Source organism: Heyndrickxia shackletonii, from assembly GCF_001420715.1.
Classification (GTDB): Bacteria; Bacillota; Bacilli; order Bacillales; family Bacillaceae_C; genus Margalitia; species Margalitia shackletonii.
The window spans coordinates 307,586-321,671 of the sequence record NZ_LJJC01000004.1 but is presented as its reverse complement, the minus strand read 5'-3'; the positions used below and the strand labels follow the sequence as shown (position 1 = coordinate 321,671).

General features: G+C 36.6%; 17 protein-coding genes. 6 read left to right on the top strand and 11 right to left on the bottom strand.

Annotated elements, in window-relative coordinates; translation table 11 throughout:
* Positions 1-12 precede the first annotated feature (12 nt).
* The gene (gene uptA / locus AN964_RS01655) at positions 13-612 is read right to left on the bottom strand and encodes an undecaprenyl phosphate transporter UptA (RefSeq protein WP_055738054.1); all 600 of its coding nucleotides are present in this window, start codon (positions 610-612) and stop codon (positions 13-15) included.
* 211 nt (positions 613-823) lie between these two features.
* The gene (gene cidR, locus AN964_RS01650) at positions 824-1,729 is read right to left on the bottom strand and encodes a cidABC operon transcriptional activator CidR (protein ID WP_055738053.1); all 906 of its coding nucleotides are present in this window, start codon (positions 1,727-1,729) and stop codon (positions 824-826) included.
* Between the two features lie 99 nt (positions 1,730-1,828).
* On the opposite strand from cidR, the gene AN964_RS01645 reads away from it, so the two are divergent.
* Together AN964_RS01645 and AN964_RS01640 are read left to right on the top strand one after the other, a co-directional pair.
* On the top strand, positions 1,829-2,200 hold the full coding sequence (locus AN964_RS01645; RefSeq protein WP_055738052.1) for a CidA/LrgA family holin-like protein: 372 nt from the start codon (positions 1,829-1,831) through the stop codon (positions 2,198-2,200).
* Complete coding sequence (locus AN964_RS01640) at positions 2,200-2,883, top strand: LrgB family protein (protein ID WP_055738051.1); 684 nt, start codon at positions 2,200-2,202, stop codon at positions 2,881-2,883. The genes AN964_RS01645 and AN964_RS01640 overlap by 1 nt, the downstream gene beginning before the upstream one ends.
* Positions 2,884-2,980: 97 nt before the next feature.
* Here the strand turns inward: AN964_RS01640 and AN964_RS01635 are convergent, their stop codons facing one another.
* From AN964_RS01635 to AN964_RS01625, 3 genes are all read right to left on the bottom strand, one after another.
* Positions 2,981-3,412 (bottom strand): DinB family protein, encoded by a 432-nt coding sequence (locus tag AN964_RS01635; protein ID WP_055738050.1) that lies wholly within the window; start codon positions 3,410-3,412, stop codon positions 2,981-2,983.
* Between the two features lie 68 nt (positions 3,413-3,480).
* On the bottom strand, positions 3,481-4,290 hold the full coding sequence (locus AN964_RS01630; protein WP_055738049.1) for an ABC transporter permease subunit: 810 nt from the start codon (positions 4,288-4,290) through the stop codon (positions 3,481-3,483).
* The gene (locus tag AN964_RS01625) at positions 4,287-5,177 is read right to left on the bottom strand and encodes an ABC transporter ATP-binding protein (protein ID WP_055738048.1); all 891 of its coding nucleotides are present in this window, start codon (positions 5,175-5,177) and stop codon (positions 4,287-4,289) included. The genes AN964_RS01630 and AN964_RS01625 overlap by 4 nt, the downstream gene beginning before the upstream one ends.
* Positions 5,178-5,432: 255 nt before the next feature.
* Between AN964_RS01625 and AN964_RS01620 the strand changes: the two genes are divergently transcribed.
* On the top strand, positions 5,433-6,020 hold the full coding sequence (locus AN964_RS01620) for a TetR/AcrR family transcriptional regulator (protein ID WP_055738047.1): 588 nt from the start codon (positions 5,433-5,435) through the stop codon (positions 6,018-6,020).
* 99 nt (positions 6,021-6,119) lie between these two features.
* Here AN964_RS01620 and AN964_RS01615 read toward each other — a convergent pair whose 3' ends face one another.
* From AN964_RS01615 to AN964_RS01590, 6 genes are all read right to left on the bottom strand, one after another.
* Positions 6,120-8,060, bottom strand: a complete 1,941-nt coding sequence (locus tag AN964_RS01615) for a BglG family transcription antiterminator (RefSeq protein ID WP_055738046.1) — start codon at positions 8,058-8,060, stop codon at positions 6,120-6,122.
* Positions 8,061-8,241: 181 nt separating this feature from the next.
* Positions 8,242-9,630: a glycoside hydrolase family 1 protein gene (locus AN964_RS01610; RefSeq protein WP_055738045.1), complete on the bottom strand. Its 1,389-nt coding sequence runs from the start codon at positions 9,628-9,630 to the stop codon at positions 8,242-8,244.
* A gap of 76 nt (positions 9,631-9,706) precedes the next feature.
* The gene (locus AN964_RS01605; RefSeq protein WP_055738044.1) at positions 9,707-10,012 is read right to left on the bottom strand and encodes a PTS lactose/cellobiose transporter subunit IIA; all 306 of its coding nucleotides are present in this window, start codon (positions 10,010-10,012) and stop codon (positions 9,707-9,709) included.
* 85 nt (positions 10,013-10,097) lie between these two features.
* A complete protein-coding gene (celB, locus tag AN964_RS01600; RefSeq protein WP_055738043.1) occupies positions 10,098-11,393 on the bottom strand; it encodes a PTS cellobiose transporter subunit IIC in 1,296 nt (431 codons plus the stop codon).
* A 23-nt stretch (positions 11,394-11,416) separates the two neighbouring features.
* Positions 11,417-11,725 carry a PTS sugar transporter subunit IIB gene (locus AN964_RS01595; RefSeq protein ID WP_055738042.1) on the bottom strand — a complete coding sequence of 103 codons (309 nt, stop codon included), beginning with the start codon at positions 11,723-11,725 and terminating at the stop codon, positions 11,417-11,419.
* Positions 11,726-12,094: 369 nt separating this feature from the next.
* Positions 12,095-12,373, bottom strand: coding sequence for a YbyB family protein (locus AN964_RS01590; RefSeq protein WP_055738041.1), 279 nt, complete (start codon positions 12,371-12,373; stop codon positions 12,095-12,097).
* Between the two features lie 172 nt (positions 12,374-12,545).
* Here AN964_RS01590 and AN964_RS01585 point away from each other — a divergent pair, with 172 nt between their 5' ends.
* The 3 genes from AN964_RS01585 to AN964_RS01575 all read left to right on the top strand — a co-directional run bounded on the left by AN964_RS01585 (position 12,546) and on the right by AN964_RS01575 (position 14,054).
* Entirely contained in the window at positions 12,546-12,863 is a 318-nt protein-coding gene (locus tag AN964_RS01585) for a winged helix-turn-helix transcriptional regulator (protein ID WP_055738040.1), read from the top strand.
* Between the two features lie 165 nt (positions 12,864-13,028).
* On the top strand, positions 13,029-13,433 hold the full coding sequence (locus tag AN964_RS01580) for a DoxX family protein (protein WP_055738039.1): 405 nt from the start codon (positions 13,029-13,031) through the stop codon (positions 13,431-13,433).
* A 135-nt stretch (positions 13,434-13,568) separates the two neighbouring features.
* The gene (locus AN964_RS01575) at positions 13,569-14,054 is read left to right on the top strand and encodes a C40 family peptidase (protein ID WP_244885856.1); all 486 of its coding nucleotides are present in this window, start codon (positions 13,569-13,571) and stop codon (positions 14,052-14,054) included.
* Positions 14,055-14,086: the final 32 nt, after the last annotated feature.

Below are 14,086 nucleotides of genomic sequence, written 5' to 3'. Positions count from 1 at the left end.
GGCAAAACATATTTATACGGTTTTCTTTCTTTTTCGGAAAATGGTTAAAACAACATATAGAACAATTACAATTACAGCAATAATCATGACTGGCTGCACATACGGTTTTGCGAGCTCATTTACTTGCTCCCAGTTTGAAGCGAGCTTATGGCCTAAATAGATGAATAAAATAGACCAAGGGATAGCAGCAAGTCCTGTATATAAAGTAAATTTCCCGAACGACATTTTCGTTATACCTGCAGGAATTGAAATGGCATGTCTTACAACTGGAACAAAACGTGCTGTGAAAACAACACCGGACCCATATTTATCAAACCACTTTTCCGCTAATTCAATATGATGTTCATGAATGAAAATGTATTTGCCAAATTTCTTAAGAAATGGTCGGCCGCCATAAGCACCAATCCAATAAATAATCATTTGAGCAATCGTTCCCCCAATAACACCAGCTATAACTGCCCCAATAAAACTGACGTTTCCTTGCGAAACAAGATAACCAGCAAAGGCAAGTACAATTTCACTTGGTATAATTTCAATAGCCAAGCCTAGTATTATTCCTACATATCCAAGACCAGCAAAAGCCTGTAATAAAGAGTGTACTATATCTCCCATTTTGTGCCTCCATTATATTGCTTTTCAAGTTAATAGACTTTCTTTTATATTCTAAAGTTCATTTTAATACACAAAATGATAGCCTGAGCCTATATGCTCAGACTTTCGAATTTATTCTATATCCCACTATGTATAGTATAACCCAAGCGTGGAAAGGAATAAAAGTTTACAAATGTGGACAAGCTGTGTCACCGTAATTACAGAACTTTGGCTATGCTTTGTATTGATTCCTTTCCCTTTCCATAAATTCCTTCGTAAACCGCAGCCACTCCCTGGCAGCAAAAGATAAATATCTATCTTTCCTCCAGATAATCCCGAGTTCCCATGGAATAACCGGATCCTTTAAAGGTATGATGGAAACACGATTTTGATCCAAGTGTCTGCAAACCGTCTCTGGCAAAAGTGCAATGCCGAGATTTGCTGCAACCATTTCGCTGATAAAATCCCATTGAGAGCTCTCATATATGATATGCGGCTGAAATCCTGTTCGAACACATTCCGTTATAATTCGATCATGAAGGGCAAAATCCTTTCGAAAAAGGATAAAATCCTCGTGTTCCAGATCCTTCAAAAGTGCCACTTCTCTTTTACTTAAAGGGTTTGTCGGATGAGTTAATAGCATTAATTGTTCCTTTACAAACGAAAAAGTGTGGAAAATATCATTCTTCGTTGGCAATACAACAACACCAAGATCGAGTATTCCATTACCAACATCTGATTCAATCTTTTTAGCTCCGTCTTCAAAAAGATGCACTGTAATTCGTGGATATTGCTTATGAAACTCCTGAATTACTCTGGGGAAAAATCGCGAACCAGTCATCGGTGGAAGTCCAATTTGAATGCTGCCTGTTTTCAACTCTACTAAATCATCTAGCTCAGAGGACAGATTTTCAAAGGATTTTATAATATTCTGGGCTTGTCCGAGCAATATTTTTCCTGCATCCGTGAGCTTGACTTGTTTACCGGATCGATCAAATAATGTAACTCCCAATTCTTCTTCGATACTTTTGACCATTTTACTAATCGTCGGCTGAGTCACATAGAGCTGCTGGGCAGCTTTTGTAAAATTACCTTGGGTTGCAACTGCTACAAAATACTGTAAATGCTGAATATCCATTTCTATCGCTCCTATAACCTAAAGGAATGGTCATCATTCTATATATTCATTTTACCTATTGTTAAAGCTGCTGTACACTTTGGATGGGGTGAAGAACACATGATGAATTTTAGTAAAGGTTTTATACAAGTAGCAATTTTAGTTGCTTTTTCTTATATAATGGACAAGCTTTCCAACTTGCTTCATATCGGAATACCTGGCAGTATCATCGGCATTATCATTTTGTTTATTTTGTTAAAAACAAACATGGTGAAACTGAAATGGATTGAGATAGGAGGAAACTGGCTGCTCGCTGAATTTCTTCTTTTTTTTATTCCTTCTGCAGTCGGGGTGATTCAATACAAAAGCATGCTCGTGGATAATGGCATCAAAATCTTGATGATTATCATATTAAGTTCTGCATTAGTAATGACATGCTCCGGATTCATTGCAGAAAAAATCATGCATCGAAAGGAAGAGAAACATATATAATGGTCGGTCTATTATGCTTGCTTTTAACAATCGGAATCTATTGGGGAGCGAAGTGGTGCTATCAGTATATGAGGAAAATATACTTAACTCCGCTTCTGATTGCACCAATTCTTATTGTTACTATTTTATTATTATGCAATGTTTCCTATAGTAACTATCAAGGCGGCGGCAAATGGTTAACAGATCTTTTAAAGCCGGCAACCATTGCTTTTGCCATCCCGCTTTACAAATTTTATCCTGTGCTCAAAAAACATTTTAGCGAAATTCTTTTAAGTGTATTAACAGGTTCATTAATTTCAGTTATTGCTTCCGCCTTCATGGCTGGCTTTTTACATTTAAATAAGTCGTTGATTCACAGTATTATTCCATATTCTATTACAACTCCGATTGCCATGGGGGTTTCGTCCAAAATTGGCGGGATTCCAACAGTAACCGCCATCTTTGTGATTATAACCGGGGTTACAGGGATGATACTCGGACCTATTATCATCCGTCTATTTAGATTCAAAAGTGATGTTGCCCATGGAGTATTATTAGGAACAAGCTCTCATGGGGCAGGGACATCAAAGGCTTTAGAAATTAGCAATTCAGCAGGTGCTATTTCAAGTGTTTCGATGATCTTAGCAGCGTTGATGTCGTTTTTTATTTCGCCATTCCTTATTAACTACGTATTTCAATTATAAAAGGGCTCCTATCAAGAGCCCTTTTGTTATGTTATAAGAATTTTTGCAGCACATAAATTACTTCACAAGTTTAGCCTTTGTCTGGATGGTCAGGGTCTTATTTCGCCTTTAATTGCTTCAAATGATGCTCGTCATGCTCTATTTCACCATTTACATATTCTTGGAGTGATATTTTACGATCCTTTATCGTAAACGTCCTGGATAAATCTTCATCCTGCAGTTTGTCTAATAACATTTGCCGATATTTCAAGGCCTCATCAATGATCTCTTGAAGGGTTATTCCGGAATGAGCATACTCTTCTGCCTTCTTGTTCATTTCTTCCACTTGCTCAGCAGTGATTCCCACTAAGGTTTCCCCTTTTAACATATGGGGCAGTCGTTCCTCATAAAAGAAGCGATCCCAAAACATCATGTGCGAAATAATGGCCGCTTTCGACCATTTCCCTTCTTTATATGGCTTAAAAAAGCTATCATGTTCCTTTCCATTGATACTGTTAAGATAATCCATCCATGCTTTTAATGTTCCCATCTGTCACACCCCACTTTTTTCGATTCCTTATTATTTCGCCGAAGTATCGATTTTTTCCTTGTGGGATTTTATAAAGGAAGATCCCTTTTTGAAAAAATAAGGATCGCTATAGTGTACAAAACAAGACCCGAAAATCCTAATCCGAGTGATATTGGCAGAATATCAACCGTGCCTTTTGCAATATCAGAAGGATTAAACGTTGAAAAAACGGTAAGATATTTTAACCAATCAAAATCGGTGCTCATCTTCGCTACTAAATTGATGGCAAAGAAAATAACAGAAAGACCTCCAGATACCGCCAGTGCACGTTTCTCATCGTTAAAAACACAGGAAAAGAAAAAAGAGTATCCGCTAATCACAAAGAAAAGCAGGAACCCAACTACATTCATCTGTATAAAATTGGATACGTGAAGATCATTATTTTTAATAATCATATCCGATCCAATTAGAACCGTTGCTATCGTAATAATCGTTATCAGCAATAGGCCAAAAATTAAAATGGCTGCTTGACTAATGGCAATTTTGGTCCTTGAGACAGAGGTTGAAAGCAAATATGCCATTGAGCCCCGATCCACTAAGCGAACCATTAATTGTGAGGAAAGGATGACACTATAAATCATCAAAATTAGAATAAACAACAAACCATAAAACTCCCCAGCTAAAAATCCGCTAAGATCCTTAGGCATCCCGCCGTCAAATCCGAAGGCACTTAAATATTTTTGCGGCATTTGTTTGAGTACAACATCCATGGCATTTGATTTAGCAAAGGATGGATATATAAGCATAATTAACAAAACATAAAAAGCAGATCCAATTGCATAGCTAAAAAGTGTTTTTCCATTTGTTTTTAAGGTTGATAAAAAAAGTGAGGCATTCATATTGCTTTTTCCTCCCTGTCATAGAAATGCATAAAAATCTCTTCCAGTGACTGTGCATGGATATCTAAATTATTAATCTCGCATTCTGCTAATACTTTGACAAAATGATTGTAGTCTCCTTGCACGGCAACTTTTACTCGTAGCCCGTTCTCTGAAAGGACTTCAAGCCCGGATTGCTTTACTATTTCCAGATCCTCTTTCTTTTGAACGGTAATATCGAACACTTTCCGTTGAATCGATTGAAGATGCTGAACATTTTCTACCGCTACTAATCTGCCATCCTTAATAATGCCTACTCTGTCACAGGTGCGATCGATCTCCTGAAAGATATGGGATGACATTAAAATCGTTTTACCTTTCGATTTTTCTTCTAGGATTAAATCTATAAATAAGCTTTGCATCAATGGGTCCAATCCGGATGTCGGTTCATCAAGGATTAGTATTTCCGGATCATGCATGAATGCTGCCACAATTCCTACCTTCTGTTTCATCCCTTTTGACATTTTACGAATTGGTGTTTTCACATCAAACTGGAATCGTTCAATGAGCTCTTCCCGTTTTGTGAGATCCTTCATTCCTCGCATTCCCCCAAGTAAATCAAGGAATTGAAGTCCATTCATATTATCTAAAAAGGCGATTTCACCCGGTAAATAGCCAACATGCTTTTGAATTTCAGCGCTGTTACTCCAACAATCCAGGCCATTTATTTTAGCAAAGCCTGCTTTTGGCTTCATAAATCCCATTAAATGACGGATGGTAGTTGATTTCCCCGCACCGTTTGGTCCTAAATATCCAAATACTTCTCCTTGCTTCACCTCAAAGGACAAATCAAAAATGCCCTTACCATTTGGGAACACTTTCGTTAATTGGTTAATTTGAATTCCCATCATTAGCTCCCCTTTTTATAAAATATCAGAATTTGTAGTGAACCATTTTAGAATTGTCTAGCTCCAAGTGAAATTGGCACTTCAAATTTCACCAGCTCCTATCGGCTAGCGACTTTCACCTTTCTTTTATGTTTTGAATAATATTTATTCATTGGTTTCATAATAAATCACCACTAATTGAAAATCAATATGTTTTGAATAAAATTTATTGTTTCATTACAAAATATATAGTAATCTTAATTTGAGGTGAAAGAAATGGACGGATATCAACGCAGAACGGAGAAGAAAAAAGAGAGTATAAGAAAAGCGGCATTTGAACTTTTCAGTACATACGGAGTGGAAAAAGTGAGCATTGCCGAGATTGCTAAAAAAGCGAATGTTTCTCCGGTATCAATTTATAATTACTTCGGAAGTAAAGAGGAACTGACTAAAGCGGTTATAGAGGAATTTTTTAATACAGAGATGGAAAAATTCGAAAAAATATTTCATATGGATATTCCCTTCCCAAAAAAGGTGGAAAAGGTTCTGTTTGATCGGATGGAGCTGACAAAATCCATTTCGACCGATTTTCTTAAATCCATAACCGACCCAGCGATCCAAAAAGTTATTGAGGATTGGACATATAAGAAAGCGATGCCCGCGATGATGGAGTTGATTGAACAAGGAAGACAAAGCGGCTACATCAATCCGCAAATATCCATTGAATCCATTATCCTTTATTTCCAGATCTTCACGGAAGCAATTCAGCATCCAGAGTTAATTGCTAATCAAAACAAGCAATCCATTATTGATTTAGGGGAACTTTTCTTTTATGGGTTGATTGGCAAACCAAGAGAAGATTGAAATGAGATTATATTGTAACGATATGATGAAGAAAAAGTTGAACAAATTAATACATTAACCACTATATTAAAAATGGCCATCCATTTTTTTGGATGCCCATTAATTATACCCAACTAGTATTCTCATAAACTCATGATAGTCTTTTGACTTGATTAATTTTTGCACGATGGAACTGCTGTCAATAATTTTTCCGAGCAATTCATACATCGATTGCAAATCCTCCTGGCTATTTTTCTTCACATTGATGATACAAATAAATTGGACTAACTTTTCATTCCATTGAATCGGTTTTTTCAAAGTACAGATGGTTAAAAATGTCTGATATGACTTTGGCGTAATCGGATGGGGGAGGGCAACTAAATTACCAAAGGCCGTTGGTGCTACCTTTTCCCGTTCATAAACGGCCTCCAGAAAGGTTGGCTCCACTAACTCCATTTCCACTAATTTCTCTTGTAGAAATTCTAAAACAGCTTCTTTCGAAGTGAAATCTTCACCAAGAAACATGAGTTCAGGTCTAAAATACTGCTCCACCTCTAATGTCTGATCAGCCAATAGTTTTTCAATCTTCACTAAATCATTTTCGCCTAAAATTGCATTGATTTCTACAACTGGAACAGGTAATTCTGCTTGAATTGGAATGGAGCTAACAATAAAATCGATATCACTTAAATTATACTGCTTTAAATTATAATATTCGGTTGTACCAACAACATCGAGTATTTCTCCGAATTGTTTTCTTAATTTATAATAAATCAACTGTGCTGTTCCAAGTCCTGAAGCACAGACAATGATACAGCGTTTTGGGCCTGATTTCAGTTTCTGCCTTTCGATCGCTGCACCAAGATGAAGCGCAAGATATCCAACCTCATTTTCATTCATTTTTGTCCCGGTTTGCTTCTCAATTGCCAGACCGGCTACAATCCCTGCTTCAAATGCAAGTGGGTAATTCTTCTTTATCGCTTCTAACATTGGATTTCGAATATTCATTCCAAATTTATAACGATTTATTGCTGGTTTTAAGTGAAGACTTAAGGCGATGATTAACTCTTTATCATTTTTCAAATCTAGGTTGAGTTCTATTTTTATTTTGTCTAGAGCAAACATAATCATTTCAATAATTTTTTCATCCATCACCTGCTCGACGACTTTTTCACCGACACTAGATTGATTTAATATTTTTGTACCCAACAAATGAATCGCAATGTAAGCGGTCTCATCTTGAGGAAAAGTTACTTGGAATGCGACCTCAACCTCGTCGACAATTCTTTTTGCCACCTTATATTCACTTTGTTGCATTATTTCTTTCATTTCTGACTTAAACAATGTTACATGATTTCCAGTTTTAATCCGTTCATAAGCAATTCCAATATGGATAAGAAGATTATTAAGAGCGACATCTGATAAAGTTATGTTTGTCTCCTTAATTTGACGCATAATGATTTCTTGAATCTTATCCAAATCTTCTTTTGGTAATGGAGAAAAACTAAAATCTGATATCAATTCGGTGCTCCGACTATTCCGATCAAATAAATATTCTGCAATACAAAATCGCAGTTTCAGTTCATTTCCAACCGCCTTCACCCCATAATTTGGGCGTGATTCTATATGAATATCATACTTTTCTAATCTTTGCTTTACATCCTTTAAATCATTTTGAATAGTCGATTTGCTAATATACATTTCATCCGCTAAATCTTCCAATTTCAAAAATGTCTCACTTAATAATAATCGTTTAATAATATACGAAATCCGTTCCTCAGGTGATGTAGGAATATCTTTATCGTATGTTGCCTTTTCTTCAATATTCGCTTGTAAATACTTTACAAACTTTTGATTATCCAGTATCTCTAGTTTATATCCTTTTCCTCTGAATGAATGAATTCTTGCACCATGATCAGCCAGGATGGAATCAAGATTTTTAATATCCTCTCTAGTAGTTCGGGATGTAACCTGATTTACATTTGCTAAGTATGCACCCGTTGCAAGCCCGTTTACTGTCATTAATTCACGTAAGATCATGCGCATTCTATCGTTAAGCATGATGAATTCTCCTTAGATCATTCTCTTATTTATTAGCATGCCATAAACATAAGAAAATTTCTTCTATTTTCCTCTCTTTTGTGTTTCTTTGAATAAATAATTCAAGATGAAGGTTCCAGTTCTTTAAGAACCAGAACCTTTCAGACATTTTACTTCATGGTATTTTTCAACCTTCTCAGATCTAAAAACCATTATTTTCGGATACTTCCTTTATCCAATACGCACTTTTCTTCAGCGTGCGTTTTTGTGTATGAAGATCAACAGAGATAAAACCGTAGCGATTTTTATAAGCATTCATCCATGACCAATTATCCATGAATGTCCACAGATGATATCCCTTTGCATTGCAGCCCTCTTCAATCGCTTTATGCAGCCATTTTAAATGCTCACGAATAAAATCAATTCGATAATCATCTTGGATTTCTCCATTTTCTGCAAACCTTTCCTCATTCTGTACACCCATACCATTTTCAGAGATAAAGGATTCGATGTTCCCGTAATTCTCTTTCAGATTGATCATTATGTCGTAGATGCCCTTTTCGTATATTTCCCAACCACGATATGGATTCATCTTTCGGCCAGGCATTTCATATAGATCGAAGAACCATTCCGGCATGAATGGACCCTCAGTATTTGGTAAATGATCCTTCGCCTTTACTCGGCGCGGCTGATAATAATTGACTCCTAAAATATCGACCTTTCCGGCTTTTAGCAGCTCTTTGTCACCATTTTCAGTGATTGGAAGTTGATCATATTCCTGCAAAATTTGTATCAATTCCTCTGGATATTCACCCAAAACAGCTGGATCAAGGAAGCTTCGATTAAAGAATAAATCCGCAATCCGTGATGCCTTTAAGTCTGCAGGATGCTGGCTTCTTGGATAGGATGGGGTTAGGTTTAAAATAATTCCAATCTTTCCATCTTTCATGTTACATTCACGGAAAGCTGCAACTGCTTTGGCATGAGCAACCATCGTGTTATAAGCAACCTGTGCTGCACGCTTTCCATCTACTACATTCGGATAATGGAAATCATATAGATAACCACCTTCCACTGGTACAATCGGTTCATTGAAGGTAAACCATTTCTTTACACGATCCCCAAATAGCTCGAATGCAATTTTTGCGTAATGTTGATAAGCTTTGACAACCTCTCTACTTTCCCAGCCACCTTCATTTTGTAATTCCAGCGGCATGTCAAAATGGAAAAGGTTTATAAATGGATCGATATCGTTTGCTATCAGTTCATCAATCACATGATTATAAAAATCAACTGCTTGTTGATTTACTTCACCACGTCCTCCAGGAATTAATCGTGACCAAGAAATCGACATACGAAAAGTGTTATGCCCGATTTCCTTCATTAATTGAATATCTTCCTTATAACGATGATAGAAATCCGATGTTGTTTCAGGACCAATATTTTCAAAAAAGCGATCTGGTTCTTGTTGATACCAGTGATCCCAAATATTTTCGCCCTTGCCGCCTTCATGTGCGGCCCCCTCTATTTGTGTTGCTGACGTTGCGCTTCCCCACCAAAATCCTTCTGGGAAAATATATTTATTAGACATACTGTACCCTCCGATGCATGAATCTAAGGAAATTAGCTTCATAGATTTATGACTTCATATTTTCTGTACGGTTGGTTTATTTATTTCGATAGATTTCAATAATTTCAATCGCTAAATCTCTCACTGTCATCGCAGTCATTAAATGGTCCTGTGAATGAACAAGAATAACGTTCACAGCAGCACCTTCACCGCTTGCCTCTTCCTGAAGCAACTTTGTTTGATAGCCATGGGCCTTTCCAAGTTCTGTACTTGCAGCTTGAATTAATTGATCCGCTTCTTCAAAATTTGCTTCCTTTGCTGCTTGAATTGCCTCCATCGCATTGGATCTACCGTTGCCAGCATATAAGATAATTTGGAATGCAATCTCTGTTATCGTATCCATATGTTAGTCTCCTCTAATGTGTTTGTCCTGACAGAAAATCTAAAGATGCCCTTAATTCCTAACAGGGCATCTTTGCTAACAAAAGTTAGCTTGCTTTAGAATTAGATTCATATTTTTCCGTTTCATAATAATTCTTATCTAATATTTTCAAGAATGGCCACCAAATCACTGCTACTATTAAAAAGTTGATAGCCTGTAAAACCCCGCCTTGCCAAGCATTTCCTGTGGCTAAAAATCCATTCAAAACAACTGGCGTCGTCCACGGTACAATCACACCAGCTGGACGTGGAACCAATCCAGTTGACATCGCAACATACGTAACAATCGTTACAATAACCGGAGCTAAAAGCCAAGGAATAAGAACTAATGGGTTCATAATGATTGGCAAACCAAAGATGATTGGTTCATTTACGTTAAATATACCAGCTGGCCCGCCAAGCTTTCCAAGTTCTTTTACCTGTCTGCTTTTCCCAATTAAAAAGATTAAAAAGACAACAGCTAATGTCATACCAGATCCACCCATACCCACAAGGAATGAATCAATAAATTGCTTTGTAATAACGTGCGGCAGCTCCGTACCTGCTTGGAAAGCCTTTAAGTTGTCGTCATTTAATGCATACCAAATCGGGTCAAAGACAGAATTGACAATAATTTGACCATGCAATCCGAAAAACCAGAAGATTTGAATTAATAGTACGGCAACAATCGTAGCTGGTAAACCGCTTCCTAAATGTGTTAAAGGTTGTTGAATAATCGTATAAATGAAGTTCTGAACGGTGTCATATGGTGTATAGCTAAAAAGGATGCGTACTACTAAAAAGATTGTTAATGTCAAGGTAATGGGAATCAATGCACTAAATGACCTTGATACGGCATCAGGGACACCTGGAGGCATTTTAATGGTCCAATTCTTTTGAACAAAAATGCGATAAAGTTCACTTGAAATAAAAGCTGTAAAAATTCCTAAGAACATTCCTTGTGCTCCGAGACTTGCTGTTGGAATAACACCAGTTACTTTTTCCACTACTTGCGGTGTCAGGATAAGAAAGGATGCTAACGCAACAACACCGCCATATATTGCATCAACCTTATAAAATTGTGTCAATTTATAACCTATACCGATAATCACAAATAGTCCCATGATACTTAGAGTTGCGGCAGATGCTGGTCCTAAAGCGTCCTGATATTTTGCATAGGCATCAGCGCTTATGACCTTATCAAGGAATGGAAAATTTGCAATAACGACAAAGATTGACCCAAAAATAATTAAAGGTAACGCCACCATAAATCCGTCACGCAATGCAGATAAATAACGGTTATTATTTAGCTTATCTGCAATAGGCAATAAGACATTTTCCAATACTCCCATGAATTTATTCATTTGTTTCCCCCCTAAACTTTGTTTTAGTTACCAATTAGCTGAAGAGCCTTATTCAATACAGCAGCCCCATCTACACGTCCATATGCGACAGGATCAATCACATCCAATGGAATACCGACTTCCTCCGCAACTTTGGTAAATTTCCCCTTTAAGAACCTCATTTGTGGTCCAATTAATAAGACATCCGCTTTTTTTATATCCTCAAAAGCTTTGTCTTGGGCAACAGCCCAAATTTCCGTTTCAATTCCCTTTTCAGCCGCTGCTTCTTTCATTTTTGATACTAATAAACTTGTTGACATACCGGATGAACACGCTAACAAAATTCTTTTCATGATGATTTCCTCCTAAATAGTTAGTCATTAATAATTGAAATTTAGAATTATCTGATAGTCCTATAGTAGTATATAAGCGTTTACAATAACACATATTGTTTTTCCGTTAGGTAACGGAAATCCGTGCATAAAGGAACTTCATTCCTATATTTCAATCACAACTTGACCAATTTTTCATTCCTAAATTGTGAGAAATGAAAAATAAAAAAAAGCTCTCACAAACTGTGAGAACCCTTGAAGTTGAAGTCCTTTTCTTGTCATCAATACTTGTAGACCGTACCTGTAAACACTCTTTTTTGACTCAAACAGACTCGAGATGCTCAAATGAATTTAAACTTCCATCTTATCTACAAATTTTCTTAGCATTAGTTATGATTGTTGTTCTTCCTGATTATAATAATCAACTCCATACATTGCACCTTCACTTAACATTTGATGATCTTCAAAATCATAAGGGTCTGAATGTCCCACCTTTGTTAATGAAGATTTTTTATGTTTCATTTTTGTAATCCAGGAGTCTGCTTTTACCTTTGCATTTTGAAGCATTACACGTGCCTTTTGACGATTATTCTTGGAGGACAAATACGAGATCCCTGCTATACCAATACCCGCCAGAACCGCTTTGTTGATACTGCTAATTTTCGTCATAATATCTTCCTCCTTGTCCATTTTCTTTTATTTACCCCGTTTTTCCACGAATCATGCAGAAATTCACAAAAAAGTTCAATTAAACTTACTTACTTTTAGTAAGCAGTAAAAAGGTGTATAATAGGAAATAAGGTTTAATCAATGGATTATCCTTTTAGGAGGTGTAACAAGGATGGAAGGATTTAGTCTATGTCCTAAATTTGAAAAGGCATTTCAGTTATTGGGCAAACGATGGGTCGGGGTAATTATTCGCGTGCTCATTGAAAGACCAAAAAGATTTAATGAAATTGCTGATCAAATTCCACATATAAGCCAAAAAATGCTTTCAGACCGTCTTAAAGAATTGGAAGCAGAAGATATAGTCGTTCGGGAGGTTTATCCGGAAACCCCAGTTCGGATCGAATATCGTTTAACAGACAAAGGTCATGCTATTATGCCTGTCTTAGATGAAGTACAGCATTGGGCGGATAAATGGATATGTGTTGAATAGGTGGAACCCTTTTTGAAGGGTTCTTTTTTTATTTTTGATTCTGATGTTTGCGAATTCTTAATTTTATAAATTAACTTAATATATTTTAGTTATTGACTAACTATTTGTAAGTAACTATAATAAAAACTGTTAAATGAATTTGAACATTTAAGGAGGAAAATATAGATGAGTGCTTTAGCGAGTTTAGGTTTACTATTAATTCGAGTTATTTTAGGTGCATCCTTTGCAGCACATGGCTCCCAAAAATTATTTGGATGGTTTGGCGGCCATGGTCTTGCAGGTACAGGCGGTTTTTTTGAGTCCATTGGAATCACACCCGGAAAAACGATGGCATTTCTTGCTGGTTTAGGCGAACTAGTTGGCGGATTGCTTTTTGCTTTTGGTTTATTGACTCCAATTGGAGCTATTTTAATTGCCCTCACAATGATTGTAGCTATCGCAAAGGTACATGGCCCAAATGGCTGGATTAAACCAAATGGATATGAATACAATTTATTATTAATCGTTGTAGCTATTGGTGTTGCGTTAGTTGGACCTGGGACATACGCAATTGATGCGTTAATATTTTAATGACTGAAACCTCTCTAATTTGCAGAGAGGTTTTTTGTCCTTTTATTTTAAAATTAAAACTTTAGAATCATCCCGATAGTTCTTTCATATATTAAATGGTGTTTGAAAATATACAGAAAAATAGGGGGTTTTTTCGTGGGGGTAACAATAAAGAAATCTAATCTTCTTGCAGTAATCTTAGCCGTTTTTATTTTTGCTGCAACAATGTTACTAGTGCCTTTTTCGAAGGCATCTGCGTCAATTAATTACGGGGAAGAAGTAACTGCAGTCGCTCAGCTTTATAATGGGGCAAAATTTAAATATGGAGGAACTACTCCTAAAGGTTTTGATGCAAGTGGTTTTACCAAGTTTGTATACAAAGATGCAGCAACAGAAATGGTCATTCCACGCACCAGTGCTGACCAATATAAAATCGGCAAACCCGTGAAGCTAAAAGAGTTACAACAAGGTGATCTTGTTTTCTATGCAACTGGTGAAAAGAAAGGCAAGGTTTCCTTCGTATCCATCTACATTGGAGATGGAAAATTCATCGGTGCAACATCTAAAGGTGTTAAAGTAGTGAAAATGTCTGATAAATATTGGAAAGCTCGCTTTATTGGTGCAAAAAGAATTGTAAAATAAAAGTGGGTGTCAGGCACCAGATTAGAACGATT

Coding starts and splice junctions, on each gene's coding strand:
- uptA (WP_055738054.1), bottom strand. CDS start 612: ATGGGAGATATAGTACACTCTTTATTACAGGCTTTTGCTGGTCTTGGA.
- cidR (WP_055738053.1), bottom strand. CDS start 1,729: ATGGATATTCAGCATTTACAGTATTTTGTAGCAGTTGCAACCCAAGGT.
- AN964_RS01645 (WP_055738052.1), top strand. CDS start 1,829: ATGATGAATTTTAGTAAAGGTTTTATACAAGTAGCAATTTTAGTTGCT.
- AN964_RS01640 (WP_055738051.1), top strand. CDS start 2,200: ATGGTCGGTCTATTATGCTTGCTTTTAACAATCGGAATCTATTGGGGA.
- AN964_RS01635 (WP_055738050.1), bottom strand. CDS start 3,412: ATGGGAACATTAAAAGCATGGATGGATTATCTTAACAGTATCAATGGA.
- AN964_RS01630 (WP_055738049.1), bottom strand. CDS start 4,290: ATGAATGCCTCACTTTTTTTATCAACCTTAAAAACAAATGGAAAAACA.
- AN964_RS01625 (WP_055738048.1), bottom strand. CDS start 5,177: ATGGGAATTCAAATTAACCAATTAACGAAAGTGTTCCCAAATGGTAAG.
- AN964_RS01620 (WP_055738047.1), top strand. CDS start 5,433: ATGGACGGATATCAACGCAGAACGGAGAAGAAAAAAGAGAGTATAAGA.
- AN964_RS01615 (WP_055738046.1), bottom strand. CDS start 8,060: ATGCTTAACGATAGAATGCGCATGATCTTACGTGAATTAATGACAGTA.
- AN964_RS01610 (WP_055738045.1), bottom strand. CDS start 9,630: ATGTCTAATAAATATATTTTCCCAGAAGGATTTTGGTGGGGAAGCGCA.
- AN964_RS01605 (WP_055738044.1), bottom strand. CDS start 10,012: ATGGATACGATAACAGAGATTGCATTCCAAATTATCTTATATGCTGGC.
- celB (WP_055738043.1), bottom strand. CDS start 11,393: ATGAATAAATTCATGGGAGTATTGGAAAATGTCTTATTGCCTATTGCA.
- AN964_RS01595 (WP_055738042.1), bottom strand. CDS start 11,725: ATGAAAAGAATTTTGTTAGCGTGTTCATCCGGTATGTCAACAAGTTTA.
- AN964_RS01590 (WP_055738041.1), bottom strand. CDS start 12,373: ATGACGAAAATTAGCAGTATCAACAAAGCGGTTCTGGCGGGTATTGGT.
- AN964_RS01585 (WP_055738040.1), top strand. CDS start 12,546: ATGGAAGGATTTAGTCTATGTCCTAAATTTGAAAAGGCATTTCAGTTA.
- AN964_RS01580 (WP_055738039.1), top strand. CDS start 13,029: ATGAGTGCTTTAGCGAGTTTAGGTTTACTATTAATTCGAGTTATTTTA.